This window comes from Streptomyces sp. NPDC054883, from assembly GCF_053610645.1.
In genome coordinates, this window is record NZ_JBSGYT010000007.1 from 92,435 (window position 1) to 111,373 (window position 18,939).

Here is an 18,939-nt window from a genome sequence, read left to right on the forward strand (position 1 = left end):
TGGGATCATGAAACTCACCAAGCGCCTGCACTCGTGCGTTCAGCTGGAGAAGGACGGGCGCGTGCTCGTCATCGACCCGGGCGCCTTCAGCGAACCCGACGCGGGGCTGGGGGCGGACGTCCTGCTGGTCACCCACGAGCACCCCGACCACTTCGAGGAGGGCCGGCTGCGCGCCGCGCTCGACGCGAACCCGGGAGCCGCGCTGTGGACCCTGCGCAGCGTGGCGCAGAAGCTGGCCGGCGCCTACCCGGGCCGGGTGCACACCGTCGGCCACGGTGATGCCTTCCGGGCCGCCGGCTTCGACGTCCAGGTGCACGGCGAGCTGCACGCCGAGATCCACCCGGACCTGCCCCGGATCACCAATGTCGGCTACCTCGTGGACGCTTCGCTCTTCCACCCGGGGGACGCGCTGACCGTGCCCGAGGTGCCCGTCGAGACCCTGATGCTCCCGGTGCACGCACCCTGGAACAAGATCGCGGAAGTGATCGACTACCTCCGCGAGGTGAAGCCCCGCCGGGCCATCGACATCCACGACGCCTACCTCGCCGACCTGGCCCGTCCCGTCTACGACAGCGTCCTGGGCGCCCTCGGCGGCACCGACCACGGCCGGCTCGGCGCCGGGGACGCCGCGGACCTGTGACTGTCGGTGCCGGGCGGTAGGTTGGTCGGCATGCGTATCGCCACGTACAACGTCAACTCGATCACCGCCCGGCTGCCGCGCCTGCTGGCCTGGCTGGAGAGCTCCGGCACGGACGTCCTGTGCGTCCAGGAGACCAAGTGCTCCGCGGAGCAGTTCCCGCACGACGAGCTGCGCGAGCTGGGCTACAAGGCCGTGGTCAACGCCACCGGCCGGTGGAACGGCGTCGCGGTGATCTCCCGGGTCGGCCTGGACGAGGTGGTCGTGGGCCTGCCCGCCGGCCCCTCCTACGAGGGAGTCGAGGAACCCCGCGCCATCTCCGCGACCTGTGACGGCGTACGGGTGTGGTCGGTGTACGTGCCGAACGGCCGCGAGGTGGCCCACGACCACTACGGCTACAAGCTGGACTGGTTCCGCGCCCTGGCCGCGGCCGTCGCGGAAGACGCGGCCGGGCCCCGCCCGTTCGCGGTGCTCGGTGACTACAACGTGGCGCCGACCGACGACGACGTGTACGACCCGGCGGTGTTCGAGGGCCTGACCCACGTCACCCCCGCCGAGCGGGCCGCCCTGGAGGCGCTGCGGGGCGTCGGGCTCCGCGATGTGCTGCCCCGCCCGCTCAAGTACGACCACCCGTACACGTACTGGGACTACCGCCAGCTCGCCTTCCCCAAGAACCGCGGCATGCGCATCGACCTGGTGTACGCGAACGAACCCTTCACCAAGGCCGTCAAGGACGCCTACGTCGACCGCGAGGAGCGCAAGGGCAAGGGCGCCTCGGACCACGCCCCGGTCGTCGTCGACCTGGAGCTCTGACCGGCGGGCCGCTGATTCCGGTCCTGCGCGCCCTGTGGCCAGGCGGGGACGGCGGTGCGAGGCTGGTCCGTATGAACATCCCTTTCCTGGCCAACTGGTGGAACCGGCACGAAACGGAACAGGGTGCGGGACTCGCCGCCGCCCTCGCGGAGGATCCCGAGGGCGTCGCCGAGCTGTTCTCGGAGTGCCAGATGCTGCGCGCCCAGGCGAGGTCGGCCGGGCTCGAACTCGACGGGAGCCCGGCGTCGTTGGAGGCGCTGGACCAGCTGATGCCCCGGTGGCGGCGGGACCCGGAGGCCGTGCCGTGGCTCGGGAACGACGCCGGTTTCTACCTCGGGACCCTGATCGTCCGGACCATCCCGGGGGCCCGCTGGCAGGTGTGGCCGAACGGCCAGCCCGTGATCCGGCTCGCCTCGGGACGGGAGCTGAACGTCGTCGAGTCGGGCGTGTCCTGGGCCGTGACGGGTTCGCCGGAGCTCTCCCAGGCGTACGCCGAGGCCTCGGAGGGCTGATCTCGAAGGCCTTTATGTCAGCTTTAGGCGTGTCGCGGCGAAGTGCCCTTCCGCGGCTGGATAGTTTGCGCTGACCTCGACACCGACAAGTGGGCAGGGCAGCGTATGGCCGTCGATCCGTTGATCGAGCTGCGGGACGTCAACAAGTACTACGGGCAACTGCACGTCCTCCAGGACATCAACCTCACCGTCGGTCGCGGGGAGGTGGTGGTGGTCATCGGGCCCTCCGGTTCGGGGAAGTCGACGCTCTGCCGGGTCATCAACCGGCTGGAGACCATCGAGTCGGGCTCGATCGTCCTCGACGGTCGCCCCCTGCCCGCCGAGGGCAAGGAACTCGCCGCTCTGCGGGCCGAGGTCGGCATGGTGTTCCAGTCCTTCAACCTCTTCGCCCACAAGACGGTCCTCGCCAACGTCTCCCTCGCCCAGACCAAGGTCAGGAAGCGCAAGCGGGAGGAGGCCGACGAACGCTCCCGCGAACTGCTGGAGCGGGTGGGCCTCGCCGATCAGGCCGACAAGCACCCCGCCCAGCTCTCCGGCGGCCAGCAGCAGCGCGTGGCCATCGCCCGCGCCCTCGCGATGAGCCCCAAGGCACTGCTCTTCGACGAGCCCACCTCCGCCCTCGACCCGGAGATGATCAACGAGGTGCTGGAGGTCATGCGGCGGCTCGCCGCCGAGGGCATGACGATGGTGGTGGTGACGCACGAGATGGGCTTCGCCCGCTCCGCGGCCAACCGCGTCGTGTTCATGGCCGACGGGAAGATCGTCGAGGACCGGACCCCGGAGGCGTTCTTCACAGCACCCGAGAGCGACCGGGCCCGCGACTTCCTCTCCAAGATCCTCAAGCACTGAGGGGACGGCCCGTGAAACGCCCCATCGCCGCCCGCCTGTCCGGCTGCCTGCTCCTGCTCGCCCTGCTGGGCGCCGCCGCCGGCTGCGGCAAGCCCGGCAGCCCCCCGGTCAAGGGGCCGCAGCCGGAGTCCCTGCCCGTCTACCACGTCGCCACCGGCTTCAAGCTGCCCGACTCCCCGACCTGGGAGGCGGCCGAGCGCCGCGGCCACCTCGTCGTCGGCGCCAAGGAGGACCAGCCGTACCTCGGGGAGCAGGACCCCTCCAGCGGCCGCTACTCCGGATTCGACATCGAGATCGCCAAGATGATGTCGGCCTCCCTCGGCTTCGACCCCAAGACCATCGACTTCAAGACCATCGCCTCCGCCAACCGCGAGACCGCCCTCCAGAACGGCCAGATCGACTTCTACGTCGGCACCTACACGATCAACGCCAACCGCAAGAAGCAGGTCGGCTTCGCCGGCCCCTACTTCCTGGCCGGCCAGTCGCTCCTCGTCCGCAAGAACGAGAAGGGCATCAAGGGCCCCGCCGACCTCGCAGGCAAGAAGGTCTGCTCCGCCGCCGGCTCCACCCCCTACCAGCGCCTCGAGCGCGAATACCCCGAGGCGGTGCTCGTCGCCTACGACACCTACTCCGCCTGCGTCGACAACCTGCTCACCTACCAGGTCGACGCCGTCTCCACGGACGACTCGATCCTCCTCGGCTACGCCGCCAAGGTCCCCGAAGAACTCAAGGTCGTCGGCGCACCCTTCTCCGAGGAGCCCTACGGCATCGGCGTCCCGCGCGCCGACAACGCGCTGCGCTTCGCCCTCGACGACGCCCTCGCGCAGAACGAGCAGAACGGGAACTGGAAGAAGGCCTATGAAGCCACGCTCGGCCTCTCCGGCGTGCCGGCCCCCAAACCGCCCGCCATCGACCGCTACCCGGCGGGCTGAGGGGAGAGCGCACCGCCATGTACGTACTGACCCAGAACTTCCAGGTCTACCTCGAGGGCTTCCTCGGGACCCTGCAACTCACCGTCTACGCCTCCCTCCTCGCCCTCGCGCTGGGCTTCGTGATGGCCTCCTTCCGGGTCGCCCCCATCGGCTCCCTGCGCGTCTTCGGCACGGTGTGGGTGACCGTGCTGCGCAACACCCCGCTCACCCTGCTGTTCTTCGCCGTCCTGCTGGGCCTGCCCCGCTTCGGGCTGGTCCTGCCCTTCCAGGTGTTCGCCGTGCTCGCGCTGGGCTGCTACACCTCCGCCTTCATCTGCGAGGTGCTGCGCTCGGGGATCAACACCGTGCCCAAGGGCCAGGGCGAGGCGGCCCGCAGCCTCGGCATGTCCTTCGCGCAGACGCTGGGCGCCGTGGTGCTGCCCCAGGCCTTCCGCTCCGTCATCCCGCCGGTCGGCTCCACCCTGATCGCGCTCGCCAAGAACTCCGCGATCGCCGGCGCGTTCAGCGTCACCGAACTGCTGGGCACCTACAAGACCCTCAACGAGCTGGGCTACAACATCATCTGGACGTTCGTCTGGATCGCCGTCGGCTACCTGATCATCACCCTGTCCATCAGCGCGCTGTTCAACGTGCTGGAGAAGCGCTGGGGAGTCGCCCGATGACCGCGCACGCGCTGCACGGGGACGCGCAGCCCACCGCCCTCTACGACATCCCCGGCCCGCAGGCCCGGCGCCGGCACCTCCTCTACGGGATCCTCGCGACCGTGCTGATCCTGGCGCTGCTGGGCTGGATCGTCTACCTGCTCTTCGACGCCGAGCAGTTCACCGCGGCCAAGTGGACCCCCTTCGAGTACGAGGGCATCCAGGACCTGCTGCTCACCGGCCTCGGCAACACCCTCAAAGCCTTCGCCTACGCCTCGGTGCTCTCGCTCGTGCTGGGGGCCGCGCTCGCCACCGGGCGGCTCTCCGTCCACCGCCCGGTGCGGCTGGCCGCCACCGTGTTCGTGGAGTTCTTCCGGGCCATGCCCGTCCTCGTGATGATCTTCTTCATCTTCGTCGCCCTCAAGGTGCAGCCCCTGCCCGCGCTGGTCGCCGGGCTGACCCTGTACAACGGCTCGGTGCTGGCCGAGGTCTTCCGTACGGGAGTCAACGCGGTGGAGAAGGGCCAGCGGGAGGCCGCGTACGCCCTCGGGCTGCGCAAGACGCAGGTGATGAGCTACGTGCTCGCGCCGCAGGCGGTCCGGGCCATGCTGCCCGCGATCATCAGCCAGCTGGTGGTGGCGCTCAAGGACACCTCCCTGGGCTTCCTCATCACCTACGAGGAGCTGCTCGACGCGGGGAAGCTGATCGCCTCGAACCTGGACTACGACCTGCCCTTCATTCCCGTGGTGATGGTCATCTCACCGGTCTACATCGGGATGTGCATGCTGCTGTCCTGGTTCGCGACCTGGGTGGCCAGACGCCAGCGCCGCAGCCCGAAGACCGAGGCGGTCGCCGTCGCCCCGGCCGACCCGGGCACGCTGCTGCCGGGCGCGCCGCTCCGGTAACCCCCGGAACCGGCCCGGCCGGCAGCAGCCGCGGATCACTGCTCGCGCAACGGCACCGAGACGTACGAGGGATCGGTGCGCGGTGAGGAGAAGGTCAGCTGCGCGCCGGCCGGGTTGTGTTCGATGTACAGCGGGTCCACGGTGTCGATGACCACGGCGAGCCGGTGGCCCGCGGGCACGTCGTAGGCGGTGGAGAAGAGGTCCAGGTCCACGCCGAACGACTGGCCGGGCGTCTTCCCGTGGAAGGTGTACGGGGCGTTGGTGACCAGCTTGCCGATCCCGAGCGGGCCGACGTCGTACAAGTAGGCGACGAAGGTGCCGTCCCCCGCGGTGGGGGTGACGGTGGTGTGCAGTCTCACGGTGCCGCGCACCCGCCGGTCGGCCTCGTAGCGCTCCGACTGCCAGACGGCGGCGAAGGCGCGGGGGAGCAGCGGGATCGAAGCGGCCGGGGGCGCCTCGGCGAGCTGGTCGAGGACGCTGGAGAGGAAGACGATCCCGCCGTCGGCGCCGGAGTCGACGTTCGCCCAGACGTGCTCACTGCCTTGGAGGGCGAGCTTCTCGGTGCCGCCCGCGCCGACCGACTTCCACGTCGCGTAGCCCTCGTAGCCGCTGTCGGTACGGGACTTGATCTGGACCGGGGCCTCGGAGTCGACGCCGTTGCGCTCCCCCTTGAGGTAACGGTCGAACCAGCGGTGGGCGCTGGTCCAGGTGTCGTTGGGCAGCCCGAACAGGCCGGTGGCCTCGGCGGTGGCGTGGTCGCCCGGGCGGAATTCCAGGCGCTTGGGACCGGTCAGCTTCTCGAAGAAGTCCGCGTACTGGTTGGGCGGGAAGATGGTGTCGCCCCAGGCGTTGCCCATCATGACGGCGGGGCCGTTCGCGTTGATCCGGTCGACCTGGTAGGCAGCCGAGCGCGCCTTGCCCCATTCGATCATCTGCGGCTCGCGGTCCAGTCGGGAGCCGAGGAAGTCGCCGAGGATGCCCTGGAGTTCGGGTCCGGGACGGCCGGTGAGGTAACCGGCGGCGCCGAGCAGTCCCGCGGCCTGGAGGTGCTGGGTGCGGCCGGAGTAGATGGACTGGACGATGTCGGCCCAGCCGCTGAGCGCGACCACGGCCTTGATCCGCGGGTCGGAGGCGGCGGCCAGCAGGCTGATGCCCGCCCCGTACGAGACCCCGCCCAGGCCGATGTGCTGGGCGTCGGCGGGGGTGTGGGCCAGTGCCCAGTCGATGACGGCGGAGACGTCGGCCACGTCGGGCGGCCCCGCGACCTCGATCTGCCCTCCGGAGAGCCAGAAGCCGCGGGAGGTGTAACTGACCACGACATAACCGGAGTCGGCCAGCTGCTTGGCCTGGGCGATGTATTCGATCTGCGGCAGGCCCCAGCTCGTGGGGAGCACGATCAGCGGGTAGGTCCGGCCGCTCTCGGTGCCGGCCGGGGTGAACACGTTGCCCTTGAGGGTGATCCCGCCCGAGCCCGGGATGTCGTAGAAGCGCAGTTCCGACGGAGAGGCGGACGAGGTGTCGGAGGCGTTGGTGGTGGCCGCGTCCATGGCCGCCGCCTGGGCCTGATGGGGGGCCAGGCCCAGGGCGGCTGCGGCCAGCAGGGCCGCCACGGCCGCTGCGGTGCTGATGGTGCGGGGCATCGGTGCTCCTCGCGTACGCCGGTGACAAAGTGTGCCGACGGTAACGGGAGCGGCTTACCGTAGGTAACCCGTGAGTAAGTTACGTACGGGTAACGATTGACTTCGTGTCAACAGCGGGCCGGGATACCCTCGGTCCCGATCAGCGACGAAGCGGGGGACCCTGATGGACCGGTACACCGACACGAGCGGCCGGTGACGGCCACCGGAGCGGAGCGGCTCGCCGGACGCCCCGGCAGCGCGCCTCCCGAGAGGGAACCCGGCGCGGCACCGCCGCGGCGGGCCTCGGTGCGGCGCAGCGGAGCGCTCATGGCGGCCGGCTCGATCGTCTCCCGCGCCACCGGCTTCGTCCGCTCCGCCGTCGTCCTCGCGGCCCTGGGCACCCAGATCCGCGGCGACAGCTACGCCGTCGCCAACACCGTTCCCAACATCATCTACATGCTGCTGATCGGCGGCGCGCTCAATGCCGTCTTCGTGCCGGAGCTGGTCCGGGCCGCCCGGGAGCACCCGGACGGCGGGACGGCGTACACCGACCGGCTGCTCACCGCCTGCGCCGCGGCGCTCCTGGTACTGACCGCCGCAGCCGTACTGGCCGCCCCGGCGGTCATCTCGGCGTACACCCCAGCCGCGTACACGCCGGCCGAGGTGGACACCACCGTGGCCCTGGCCAGGTTCTGCCTCCCGCAGATCTTCTTCTACGGGATGTTCACCCTGCTCGGGCAGGTGCTGAACGCCCGCGGCAAGTTCGGCGCGATGATGTGGACCCCGGTCCTCAACAACCTCGTGGTCACCGCCGTTTTCGGGCTCTTCCTCACCCTCTCGCACACCGGCGCCCACGGCTTCACCGCCGCCGAGACCCGGCTGTTCGGCATCGGCACCACCGCGGGCATCGTCGTCCAGGCCCTGGCCCTGGTCCCGTCCCTGCGCTCCGCGGGCTTCCGGTGGCGGCCGCGCTTCGACTGGCGCGGCAGCGGCCTCGCCCGCCCCCTGCGCAACGCCGGATGGCTGGTCCTGCTGGTCCTCACCAACCAGTTCGCCTACTGGGTCGTGACCCGGCTCTCCACCACCGCCGGAAAGCTCGCCGGGCACGCGGGGGTCGCCGGCGGTGCCGGGTACGTCGCCTACACCAACGCCTACCAGCTGTGGATCGTCCCGCAGGGCATCGTCACCGTCTCCCTGATCACCGCCCTGATGCCCCGGATGAGTTCGGCCGCCGCCTCGGGCGACCTCCGCGCCGTCCGCCGCGACGTCTCCTACGCCCTGCGTACCGGTGCCGCGCTCATCGTGCCCGCCGCCGCGCTGTTCGCGGCGCTCGCGCCCTGGCTCACGGCCTGCGTCTTCCAGTACGGCGAGGTCAAGGCCGCCGACGCCGACGTGATGGCGGGAATACTCGTGGCGTTCGCGCCCGGCCTGATCGCCTTCTGCGCCCAGTACGTCCTCTCACGCGGCTTCTACGCGCTCTCCGACACCCGGACCCCGTTCCTGCTGAACCTGGTCATCGTCACCCTGAACGCCGGGCTCTCCTACGCGGCCTACGAAACCCTGCCGCTGCGCTGGGCCGTGACGGGCATGGCCGCCGCCTCCTCGGTGGCCTTCACCGCGGGCGCCGCGGTCACCGCGTACGCCCTCGCCCGGCGGCTCGGCCCCCGCGCGCCGGCCGGTACCGGGCGCCGCGCCACGGCGGTGGGCACCCACCTGCGGCTGCTGGCCGCCTGCGGGCCCGCGGCCGCCGCCGCGCACGCCGCCGCCCGCGCCTGTGAGGGAGCCGGCCGGTTCGCCGCCACCGGCGCCGGCACCGCGGCCCTCGTCCTCGGCGTCCTCCTCCTGGCCAGGCCGCTGCGCCTGACGGAGATCACCGGCCTGACCGCGTCCCTGCGCCGCAAGCTGCCCGGCGGCTAGTGCTGTGACCGGAAAGGTCCACCGGGTCGCGGCGCCCGGCACTGCACCTCGTCCCCCAGCTACCGCTGGGAGGTACCCCCAGCGTTGTCGGACCACGGAAGTACGTCCAGTACGAGCCGCGGCCCTCCGCCTTGCGATGCACCGCACCGAACACCGCAACCCGGCACACCTTCCCGGCCACAGCACCAGCCCGCGCCCCCTTGCGGGGAGAGGACGCGGGCACCACCGTGGCTGCCATGACCGACGCCCCCGCGCCCGGCGCCGACGACGTCCCCGACGTCTTCGACCCCCGCCTCTACGCCGCGGGCATCCCGCACGAGCGCTACCGGCTCCTGCGCGAGCGGCACCCGGTGGCCCCGCAGGCCGAACCGGAAGTCCTGGGCTGGCCCGCCGGCCCGGGGTTCTGGGCCGTCACCCGGCACGCCGACACCGTACGGGTGCTGCGCGACCACGCCACGTACTCCTCCTGGCTGGGCGCCACCCAGATCCGCGACCCGGACCCGGCCGACCTGCCGTTCCTGCGGCGCGCCATGCTCAACCAGGACCCTTCGCCCGGGCCCCGCGGACCGGGGGAGGCCCCGGCCGCGCACGGGAGGCTGCGCCGGCTCGTCGCGCGCGCCTTCACCCCCGCCCGCGTCGACGCCTTCGCCGCCCGGGTGCGCGAACGCGCCCGTACGCTGCTGCGCGCCGCCCGCGACGGGGCCGTGGACGGCGCCGCCGACATCGTCGCCGCCGTCACCGACGAGTACGCGCTGCTCAACCTGTCCGACCTGCTGGGCGTCCCGGCTGCCGACCGGGGGCTGCTGCTGGAGTGGACCGTACGGATCATCGGCTACCAGGATCCCGAGGACGCGCCCGCGCCTCCGCTCGGCCCCGACGGCAAACCCCTCAACCCCCGCTCGCCGGCCCTGCTGGGCGAGATGTTCGACTACGCCCGTGAGCTGGCCGCGGCCAAGCGGGCGCACCCCGGCGATGACGTGATGACGGCCCTCGCCGAGGCCGGACTGGCCCCGGGCGAGCTGGAGATGTTCTTCTTCCTGCTCACCGTCGCGGGCAACGACACCGTACGCAGCGCCGCGCCCGGCGGCCTGCTCGCCCTCGCCGGCTCCCCGGACGCCTACCGGCGCCTCGCCCGCGGGGACGTGCCGGTGCGGCCGGCCGTGGAGGAACTCCTGCGCGTCCACCCGCCGGTGCTCAGCTTCCGCCGGACCGCGGCCGTCGACACCGTGCTCGCCGGGCAGCCGATCCGGGCCGGCGACAAGGTGGTGGTCTTCCACGCCTCCGCCAACCACGACGAGCGCGTCTTCGCCGCACCGGCCCGTCTCGACCTCGGCCGGTCACCCAATCCGCACGTCTCCTTCGGCGACGGCCCGCACGTCTGCCTCGGCGCCCACTTCGCCCGGCTCCAGCTGCGCACCCTCTACGAGGAGTGGCGCGAGCTCATGCCGGCTCCCGAACCGGCGGGCCGGCCGCGCCGGCTGGTCTCCAACTTCATCAACGGGATCACGCGGCTGCCGCTACGGGTGTCCGGGCCAAACGGGTGACGTCGGCCAGCAGCTCGACCACGTCCGGTCCGTAGGCGTCCGAGTTGATCACTTTCAGCACCACGCAGAAGGAGTCGCCGCCGTACTTGCGGGCCAGCGCCTCGTGGTGGCGGGCCAGGTACCGCGCCCCCGCCTGATTGCTGATCGCGGTCTGCCCGGAGATCAGGAACACCGGCCGGGTCCCCGGCCCGGTCGTCAGCCGGGCCAGCAGCACGTGGTCCACCCGGCCCTTGTCCCAGCGGAACGTCTCCTCGCCGACCCGGATGGCCCCCCGGTCGGGCCCCGGCCCGGTGGACACGTCGACCCGCACGCCCGGCAGCATCGAGGCGAGGTGCGCGGCCGTGCGCGCGTTGGAGACGGGCCCTCCCACGCAGAACTCCGCCCGCTCGCCGAAGCCCTGGCGGGCCGAGTCGTGCGCGACGATCTGCAGGTTCGCCGCACAGTCCTTGATCAGCGCGGATATCTCCAGCAGCGCGAAGGCGTCGTTGCGGTGCACCGACCCCTCCGTGCCGCCCATCTGCCGGTTGACCACGAACATGCAGTCCGAACCGGTGGGCAGGCCGAAGAAGGCCTGCTTGCGGCGCAGTTTGCGGCGCCACAGGTACGTCCGGGAGAACCAGCCGAAACCGCCGCTGATGGCGGTGGCCACCACCCCGAGCACGATGTTGCGCACGTCGTCGTTCATGGCGCGGATGTTAACCCGCCCCAGGCGGTCCTGACGTGGGGGGTGCGGTGAAGCTACAGTGCCGGACCGGGCCCGCACAGGGGATCTGACGGGCTGTCGACTGGAGGTACGGATGCGTCGTCCCGCCGCACGTCAGTTCGCGCTCGTCGCCCTCGCCGGGGCGCTGGTGTCCACCGGCGCCGCCGCCCCGCCCTCCGCGGCGGCCGGCGCTCCCGCGAAGGTCCCGGTGGCCGTCGGGTACGGCGGGGCCGTCGCCAGCGTCGACGCCGACGCCTCGGCGGCCGGCATCGAGGTGCTCCGGTCGGGCGGCAACGCCGTGGACGCGGCGGTCGCCACCGCCGCCGCGCTCGGCGTCACCGAGCCGTACTCCGCCGGGGTCGGCGGGGGCGGCTACTTCGTCTACTACGACGCCGCCTCCCACCGGGTGCAGACCATCGACGGCCGCGAGACCGCCCCGGCGACCGCGACCGCCACCCTGTTCCAGGAGAACGGCGTCCCCATCCCGTTCGCCGAGGGCCAGACCAGCGGCCGCGGCGTCGGCGTCCCCGGCACCCCGGCGACCTGGAAGAGCGCGCTCGACTCCTGGGGCACCCGGCCGCTGGGCCGGCTCCTGGAACCCGCCGAGAAACTGGCCCGGAACGGCTTCACCGTCGACGCCACCTTCCGGGCGCAGACCCAGCTCAACCAGGACCGCTTCAAGGACTTCCCGGACACCGCCAAGCTGTTCCTGCCGGGCGGGGCGCTGCCCGTGGTCGGCTCCACCTTCAAGAACCCGGACCTGGCCGCCACGTACGCCGAACTCGGCCGCAAGGGCACCGGAGCCCTCTACCGGGGCCCGCTCGCCGAGGACATCGTCCGCGCCGTCCGCAAGCCCCCCGTGAGCCCGGCCGCCACCCGCAACGTCCGCCCGGGCGACCTGACCACCGGGGACCTGCGGGCCTACGCGACCAAGCGCCAGGCCCCCACGCAGGTGCGCTACCGGGGCCTGGACGTCTACAGCATGGCCCCCTCCTCCTCCGGCGGCACCACCGTCGGCGAGGCGCTGAACATCCTGGAGGGCACCGACCTCGGCGGGCTCAGCGAGGCGCAGTACCTGCACCGCTACATCGAGGCGTCCCGGATCTCCTTCGCCGACCGGGGCCGCTGGGTCGGCGACCCGGCCGCCGAGCAGGTCCCCACCCGCGAGCTGCTCTCCCAGCGCTACGCCGACAGCCGCGCCTGCCTGATCCGTCCGGACCGGGCACTGACCAGCCCGCTGGCCCCCGGCGACCCGCGCGACCCGCAGCCCTGCGCCACCGCCGGCCAGGCCGCGCCCACCACGTACGAGGGGGAGAACACCACCCACCTGACGGTCGCCGACCGCTGGGGCAACGTGGTCTCCTACACCCTGACCATCGAATCCACCGGCGGCAGCGCCATCACCGTCCCGGGCCGGGGCTTCCTGCTGAACAACGAGCTGACCGACTTCTCCTTCGCTCCGGCCGCCCCCGGCGTACCGGACCCGAACCTGCCCGGCCCGGGCAAGCGGCCGCGCTCGTCGATGGCGCCGACCATCGTCCTGGAGCACGGCCGCCCGGTCCTCGCCGTGGGCTCCCCGGGCGGTGCCACCATCATCACCACCGTGCTCCAGACCCTGCTCGGGCACCTGGACCGGGGCCTGCCGCTGGTCGACGCCATCGCCGCGCCGCGGGCCAGCCAGCGCAACCAGAGCGCCACGGAGCTGGAGCCGGGACTGTGGGACAGCCCGGCCCGCGGCCGGCTGGAAGCGCTCGGCCACGTCTTCCGGCAGAACCCGGAGATCGGCGCCGCCACCGGGGTCCAGCGGCTCCCGGACGGCCGCTGGCTGGCGGCGGCCGAGACCAGCCGCCGGGGCGGGGGATCGGCGATGGTCGTACACCCGCACGGGCGTCCGTAGTCGCGACCGGCACGCTTCACGCTCGATCAGCCACCAGGGAGGCGCTGACCGTCGCCATCCACTGACATCCGACTCCGCGGGACCGGTGTGGCACCAACGCGGTCCAGCATGCGACGAGGCGGGGACGGGCGTCACCGCGACGCCCGTCCGGACCTCGTGACGTGCATTCAGGCAGCCACGGAGCCGCCGCGGTGCCCATGGTGCTCGGCCGGGCGGCAGCGGCGCTCGTAGTAGGCGTAGGTGAGCACCAGTACGAGCGGACCCCACAGCATCCCGGGGGCGATGCAGAGGCGGGCCAGTGCCTGCCAGCCGCCACTGCTGAACCCGGCGGCGTCACCCACGCCGAACCAGCTCAGCAGCACGGGTGCCCAGAACGCGGTCGCGCCGAGGCCGCCGAGGGTGGCGGGGACGATCGACGCAAGGGGAGCGATCCGCTTCCCGCCGATGAACGGCAGCCATGCGGGGGCGACCTCACCCCATCCTCGGACCAATCCGAAGGACAGCAGCGCCAACCCCTCCGTGATCAGGCTGAGTCCGAAGACGTAGGGGACGGACACCCACAGCGACGACGGCATCGCCCCGTCCACGTCCAGCCCCATCTCGAAGCCGAAGGCGAACGGTAGCCGCCACAGGCACTGCGGCAGCAGCAGCAAAGGGATCGCGTGGGCGGTGAGGGAAGCCCATCGTGGGACCGGCCGTTCGGTGCCGTGCGCAGTCGTGGTCGGGCGAAGTCCGTCGGTCGCTGTCATGGCATCAGCCTCTTCGGTCCTCGGTGGCTCGTCGTCATCCCCGAGTTGGCACCGCCGTCCGCACGGGGGAGCTTTGAGCCAGCCTTCGGGATGATGCCTCGACGGGAGGAGGCCCCCGGTCCCCCTGCCGGGTTCACTCCGGCTTCGGAGCCGGGCGCGTACGACAATGCGGAGCCGGCGGTCCGCCTGATGCTCGTCCGGCTCGCCGGGCAGCCATCGCGGTGGAGCGACGAATCCCACCGGAGGACCGCCCGGGCCAAGACCGTCGAGGACCTCATCGCGGCGTGACCAACCGGCCACCCCCTAAGGTCGGGGCATGACCGTTGAGGAGCTCGGCCGGGGCAAGTACGTCAGTCTGACCACCTTCCGCAAGGACGGCACCCCCGTCGCCACCCCCGTCTGGGCGGTTGCCGACGGGGGCGAGCTGTACGTGTGGACGCGCAGCGATTCGTGGAAGGTCAAGCGGATCCGCAACAACGGGCGGGTCACCGTGAGCGCCTGCGACGTGCGCGGACGGGTACCGGAGGGCGCGGTCGCCGTCGAGGGGCGGGCGCGGCTGCTGGACGAAGCGGGGCTGCGGCGGGTCCGCAAGCTGATGTCGCGCAAGTACAGCTGGCAGTTCTGGGTGGTGGACCTGCCGGCCGCGCTGGTGCGGCGGGGCAAGCGGCCGCACACCGGCATCGCCGTCAAGCTTTGAGATTCCCGTAGCCCGCCCGTAACACGGGTGGGGTCCAATGCGGGCATGGAGACGGCGACTTCGCTGCTGATCGGTCGACTCGCGGATTACTTAAGAGGATTGACGCGCAGACTGGATCCCGGGGCGGGCTGGTACGGGGAGTTCCTGCGGCGGGACCCGGAGGGGATGCGGGCCTGTCTGGACGGCGCCGCGATACCGCCCTGGGACGTGCTGGCGTCGCTGCTGCTGGACGGGTCGGCGGTGGCGGGGGAGGTGGAGTACGCGGCCCGGCTCCGGGACGCGGCGGCCGCCGCGTGGGACCGGGCGCCGGGTGGTGCGCGGGAGCTGCGGGAACTGCTGGCGCGGGCCGCGGAGCAGCGGGCGGCGTCCGAGGCGGCCCTGGCAGGGCTGACGGAGCGGCTGGCCGCGACCACGGACCCGGCGCAGGCCCGGGCGCTGACCCGCGAGCTGTACTGGCTCCAGGACGACACGGCCCGCGCCGAGGCCCGCCACGGGGACCTGACGGCCCGCCTCGCCGCCCTGTCGCCCGGGGCGCGCGCGGGGTCACCGGCCCCCCGACGCCCGGACCTGACGCCCGGCCCGGCGCCGCGGGCGGAGCGAGCCGCCGGACGGGACGACCCGTCGACGCCGTCGTGGGCCGGCGGCCCGGAGTCCCGTCGCCCGACGCCCGGGCCCGTGGCGCAGCCGCCGGAGGCGCTCTCGCGTTTGGCGGAGCCCCGGTACGCGGGCCCGACGCGCGGGCCCGTGACGCAGGCGCCCGGGTTCCGGCCGCAGGACCCGGCGTCCGGCCTGTCGGCGCGGGAGCGGGCCGGTCGGCCGGAGCGCCCGACGCCAGGCTCGGCGGCGCAGCCGCCGGAGGCCTTCTCGGCGCTAACGGAGCCCCGGTACGAGGACCCGGTGGCCGGTCTGGCCGCCTCGGCGCCGGCCCCCTGGCGGGAGGCCCCGATGGCCGCTTCCCCGGCGCAGGCGTCTGGGTTCCGGCCGGAGGGCCAGGCGTCTGGCCTGTCGGCGGCGGAGCGGGCCGATCTGCGGGACCCGGTGGCGGGCCCGGTGCCGCATCCGTCGGACGGACCTTCGGGGTTGGCCCAGCCCCGGCCTGACGGCCCGGCGGCCGGCTCCGGGGGGCAGCTGCCCGAGTACGGCAGCCCTGCGGCCGATTCCTCGGTACGGGCGGCCGAGTTGCCGTCCGGGGACCCGACGCCGGGCCTGTCGGCGTCGGCGCGGGGGCGGGCCGGTTGGCCGGAGTCCCGGCAGGAAAGCCCGGCGGCCGGGCCCGGGGGGCAGCCGACCGAGGCGCCCTCGGCGATACCGGCACCCCGGTACGAGGGCCCGACGCCAGGTCAGTCGGCGCCGACGCCGGAAGGCCCGGTGGGCCGGCCCGTGGTGGGGGCGGCTGAGGGTGGGCCATGGGAGCCGATGGCCGGGTCCGGGGCGCAGTCGCTGCGCGGGCTGCCGGGGCAGCGGGGTGGGCAGCCGGTCGGGCGGGCCGAGGGGCGGTGGTTGCGGGGCGGGCGCCGCGCCGGGGGTGCCCGGTACGCGGGTGCGCCGGCCGAGGCGGCGCCGCCCTCCCTGCCCGACGAAGCCCGGGCCCCCGGAGCCGCCCCGCGCGGCGCCCGCTTCGCCCTCGCCCCGGCGGAGCCCGCCCCGGCGGAGCCCCCGCCCCAGGGCCCCGCCGTCGCGTCACCCGAGGTGCCCCAAACCGTGGCCCGGTTGCTCGGGCTCCGGGCCCAGGGCCGCGGCGGCGAGGCACACGCGCTGATCTGCGAGGCCACCGGATGGGCCGCCGCGCTGCTCCCGGAGTTCGCCGCCGAACTGGACCGCGCCGGGCTCGGCGCCGACTGGGCCACCCTGCTCTGGGAGGCCGCCTCGCTCCCGCCCGACCGGCTCGCCGCCGCCGCGGCCGCCCTCGGCGAGGCCGGGCGGGACGGCGACTGCGACGCGCTGCTGCGCCAGGCCGCCGCCCGCCCCACCGCCGAGATCGCCGAGGCGGCCGGCCTCCTCGGCGCCGCCGGCCGCGACCGGGAGGCAGACGTCCTGCTCGCCGCCTTCGTCAGGCTGCGCACCGCCGAAGAGGCCGCCGCCCTGGCCCGGCGGGACCCCCACTGGTTCGCCCCCCGCCTGCTCCGCGCGGCCGCCGCGCTCGCCGGTGGCAAACACCGTGACCTGTTCCACGCCCTCCGCGTCGCGGGGATCCCCCTGCCCTGAACCGCCCGCCCCTGATCGCAAACGATCACCTGCCGACGTAACGTGATCGACTGCTTCAAGACCGCACGGCGCTCTTGCCCCGCGCTGTGACGAGGCCTACGTTCTACTCCCTACGGACACCGTCTACGTGCGTAGAAGTCGGCGTTCCCGTCGCGAGGAGGCAGCTCATGGCCCAAGTCGTCCGCGCCGCGCTGGTCCAGGCCACCTGGACCGGAGACACCGAGTCGATGATCGCCAAGCACGAGGAGCACGCCCGCCGGGCCGCTGCCCAGGGCGCGAAGATCATCGGCTTCCAGGAGGTGTTCAACGCGCCCTACTTCTGCCAGGTCCAGGAACCCGAGCACTACCGGTGGGCCGAGGCCGTCCCCGACGGCCCCACCGTCCGCAGGATGCAGGACCTGGCCCGCGAGACCGGCATGGTGATCGTGGTCCCGGTCTTCGAGCTGGAGTCCGAGGGCTTCTACTACAACACCGCCGCCGTCATCGACGCCGACGGCAGCTACCTCGGGAAGTACCGCAAGCACCACATCCCGCAGGTCAAGGGCTTCTGGGAGAAGTACTACTTCCGCCCGGGCAACCTCGGCTGGCCCGTCTTCGACACCGCGGTCGGCCGCGTCGGCGTGTACATCTGCTACGACCGGCACTTCCCCGAAGGCTGGCGCCAGCTGGGACTCGCCGGAGCCCAGCTGGTCTACAACCCCTCCGCCACCCACCGCGGTCTCTCCGCCTACCTCTGGCAGCTGGAACAACCCGCCGCGGCCGTCGCGAACGAGTACTTCATCGCGGCCATCAACCGGATCGGGCAGGAGGAGTACGGCGACAACGACTTCTACGGCTCCAGCTACTTCGTCGACCCCCGCGGCCAGTTCGTCGGCGAGGCGGCGAGCGACAAGGAGGAGGAACTCCTCGTCCGCGACCTCGACTTCGACCTGATCAAGGAAGTCCGCGACCAGTGGGCCTTCTATCGCGACCGCCGCCCCGACGCCTACGGAGGACTCGTACAGCCGTGAGCAACCCGATCCCCCTGCACAGTCGCCATCGCGCCGTCCTGCCGGACTGGCTCACGCTCTACTACGAGCGTCCCGTCGAGCTCACCCACGGTGAGGGCCGCCACGTCTGGGACGCCGAAGGCAACCGCTACCTCGACTTCTTCGGCGGCATCCTCACCACGATGACCGCACACGCCCTGCCCGAGGTCACCAAGGCCGTCTCCGAACAGGCCGGGCGGATCATCCACTCCTCCACCCTGTACCTGAACCGCCCGATGGTCGAGCTGGCCGAACGGGTCGCCGCCCTCTCCGGCATCCCCGACGCCCGCGTCTTCTTCACCACCTCCGGCACCGAGGCCAACGACACCGCCCTGCTGCTCGCGACGACGTACCGCCGCTCGAACCAGATCCTGGCGATGCGCAACAGCTACCACGGCCGGTCGTTCTCCACCGTCTCCATCACCGGCAACCGGGGCTGGTCCCCGACCAGCCTCTCGCCGCTCCAGACGTACTACGTCCACGGCGCGGTCCGCACCCGGGGCCCCTTCGCCCACCTCGGCGACGCCGATTTCACCGCGGCCGCCGTCGCCGACCTGGAAGACGTACTCGGCCAGGCCCGTGGCGGGGTGGCCGCGCTCATCGCCGAACCCGTCCAGGGCGTCGGCGGGTTCACCTCCCCGCCCGACGGCCTCTACGCCGAGTTCCGCGAGGTCCTCGACCGGCACGGCATCCTGTGGATCAGCGACGAGGTGCAGACCGGCTGGGGCCGTACCGGCGAGCACTTCTGGGGCTGGCAGGCGCACGCCCGGAACGGCCCGCCGGACATCCTCACCTTCGCCAAGGGCATCGGCAACGGCATGTCCATCGGCGGAGTCGTGGCCCGCTCCGAGGTGATGAACTGCCTCGACTCGAACTCCATCTCCACCTTCGGCGGCTCACCGGTCACCATGGCGGCCGGCGTCGCGAACCTCGGCTACCTGCTGGAGCACGACCTCCAGGGCAACGCCCGCCGCGTCGGCGGCCTGCTCCTGGAGCGGCTGCGGGCCATCGCCGCCGCCGTGCCCGCCGTACGGGAGGTCCGCGGCCGGGGCCTGATGGCCGCCCTGGAGCTGACGGAGCCCGGCACCGACCGGGCCGACCCCGCAGCGGCCGCCGCCGTACTGGAGGCCGCCCGCGCCGGAGGCCTGCTGCTCGGCAAGGGCGGCGGGTACAACACCAGCGTGCTGCGCATCGCGCCGCCGCTCTCCCTCACCGTCGCGGAGGCGGAAGAGGGCGCCGAGATCCTCGAACAGGCCCTGCGCGGCCTGAACCAGTAGCGAGGGACACGTAC

General features: G+C 72.8%; 17 protein-coding genes. 14 read left to right on the forward strand and 3 right to left on the reverse strand.

The window, feature by feature from the left end:
- Positions 1-7 precede the first annotated feature (7 nt).
- From ACWGH1_RS08040 to ACWGH1_RS08070, 7 genes are all read left to right on the forward strand, one after another.
- On the forward strand, positions 8-640 hold the full coding sequence (locus tag ACWGH1_RS08040; RefSeq protein ID WP_453352987.1) for an MBL fold metallo-hydrolase: 633 nt from the start codon (positions 8-10) through the stop codon (positions 638-640).
- Between the two features lie 30 nt (positions 641-670).
- Entirely contained in the window at positions 671-1,450 is a 780-nt protein-coding gene (locus tag ACWGH1_RS08045; protein ID WP_453352986.1) for an exodeoxyribonuclease III, read from the forward strand.
- A gap of 71 nt (positions 1,451-1,521) precedes the next feature.
- Complete coding sequence (locus ACWGH1_RS08050; RefSeq protein WP_453352985.1) at positions 1,522-1,962, forward strand: DUF6278 family protein; 441 nt, start codon at positions 1,522-1,524, stop codon at positions 1,960-1,962.
- 105 nt (positions 1,963-2,067) lie between these two features.
- A complete protein-coding gene (locus ACWGH1_RS08055; protein WP_453352984.1) occupies positions 2,068-2,811 on the forward strand; it encodes an amino acid ABC transporter ATP-binding protein in 744 nt (247 codons plus the stop codon).
- 11 nt (positions 2,812-2,822) lie between these two features.
- A complete protein-coding gene (locus ACWGH1_RS08060) occupies positions 2,823-3,743 on the forward strand; it encodes a glutamate ABC transporter substrate-binding protein (protein WP_453352983.1) in 921 nt (306 codons plus the stop codon).
- A 17-nt stretch (positions 3,744-3,760) separates the two neighbouring features.
- Positions 3,761-4,405, forward strand: coding sequence for an amino acid ABC transporter permease (locus ACWGH1_RS08065; protein ID WP_453352982.1), 645 nt, complete (start codon positions 3,761-3,763; stop codon positions 4,403-4,405).
- A complete protein-coding gene (locus ACWGH1_RS08070) occupies positions 4,402-5,289 on the forward strand; it encodes an amino acid ABC transporter permease (protein WP_453352981.1) in 888 nt (295 codons plus the stop codon). The genes ACWGH1_RS08065 and ACWGH1_RS08070 overlap by 4 nt, the downstream gene beginning before the upstream one ends.
- A gap of 35 nt (positions 5,290-5,324) precedes the next feature.
- On the opposite strand, the gene ACWGH1_RS08075 is transcribed toward ACWGH1_RS08070, so the two are convergent.
- Complete coding sequence (locus ACWGH1_RS08075; protein ID WP_453352980.1) at positions 5,325-6,929, reverse strand: CocE/NonD family hydrolase; 1,605 nt, start codon at positions 6,927-6,929, stop codon at positions 5,325-5,327.
- 192 nt (positions 6,930-7,121) lie between these two features.
- On the opposite strand from ACWGH1_RS08075, the gene murJ reads away from it, so the two are divergent.
- The gene (gene murJ / locus ACWGH1_RS08080) at positions 7,122-8,825 is read left to right on the forward strand and encodes a murein biosynthesis integral membrane protein MurJ (protein ID WP_453352979.1); all 1,704 of its coding nucleotides are present in this window, start codon (positions 7,122-7,124) and stop codon (positions 8,823-8,825) included.
- 236 nt (positions 8,826-9,061) lie between these two features.
- Positions 9,062-10,369, forward strand: coding sequence for a cytochrome P450 (locus ACWGH1_RS08085; RefSeq protein WP_453352978.1), 1,308 nt, complete (start codon positions 9,062-9,064; stop codon positions 10,367-10,369).
- Here the strand turns inward: ACWGH1_RS08085 and ACWGH1_RS08090 are convergent.
- Positions 10,329-11,054, reverse strand: coding sequence for a hypothetical protein (locus ACWGH1_RS08090; protein ID WP_453352977.1), 726 nt, complete (start codon positions 11,052-11,054; stop codon positions 10,329-10,331). The two genes, ACWGH1_RS08085 and ACWGH1_RS08090, sit on opposite strands and share 41 nt — an antisense overlap.
- A gap of 112 nt (positions 11,055-11,166) precedes the next feature.
- Between ACWGH1_RS08090 and ggt the strand changes: the two genes are divergently transcribed.
- Complete coding sequence (ggt, locus tag ACWGH1_RS08095) at positions 11,167-12,969, forward strand: gamma-glutamyltransferase (RefSeq protein WP_453408527.1); 1,803 nt, start codon at positions 11,167-11,169, stop codon at positions 12,967-12,969.
- Between the two features lie 167 nt (positions 12,970-13,136).
- Here ggt and ACWGH1_RS08100 read toward each other — a convergent pair whose 3' ends face one another.
- Positions 13,137-13,718, reverse strand: coding sequence for a hypothetical protein (locus ACWGH1_RS08100; RefSeq protein WP_453357490.1), 582 nt, complete (start codon positions 13,716-13,718; stop codon positions 13,137-13,139).
- 316 nt (positions 13,719-14,034) lie between these two features.
- Between ACWGH1_RS08100 and ACWGH1_RS08105 the strand changes: the two genes are divergently transcribed.
- The 4 genes from ACWGH1_RS08105 to ACWGH1_RS08120 all read left to right on the forward strand — a co-directional run bounded on the left by ACWGH1_RS08105 (position 14,035) and on the right by ACWGH1_RS08120 (position 18,925).
- A complete protein-coding gene (locus ACWGH1_RS08105) occupies positions 14,035-14,415 on the forward strand; it encodes a PPOX class F420-dependent oxidoreductase (protein WP_453357492.1) in 381 nt (126 codons plus the stop codon).
- A 45-nt stretch (positions 14,416-14,460) separates the two neighbouring features.
- Positions 14,461-16,620, forward strand: a complete 2,160-nt coding sequence (locus ACWGH1_RS08110) for a hypothetical protein (RefSeq protein ID WP_453408528.1) — start codon at positions 14,461-14,463, stop codon at positions 16,618-16,620.
- A 167-nt stretch (positions 16,621-16,787) separates the two neighbouring features.
- Complete coding sequence (locus tag ACWGH1_RS08115; protein ID WP_453357374.1) at positions 16,788-17,630, forward strand: nitrilase-related carbon-nitrogen hydrolase; 843 nt, start codon at positions 16,788-16,790, stop codon at positions 17,628-17,630.
- Entirely contained in the window at positions 17,627-18,925 is a 1,299-nt protein-coding gene (locus ACWGH1_RS08120; RefSeq protein ID WP_453408529.1) for an aspartate aminotransferase family protein, read from the forward strand. Before ACWGH1_RS08115 ends, ACWGH1_RS08120 begins: the two co-directional genes overlap by 4 nt.
- Positions 18,926-18,939 lie beyond the last annotated feature (14 nt).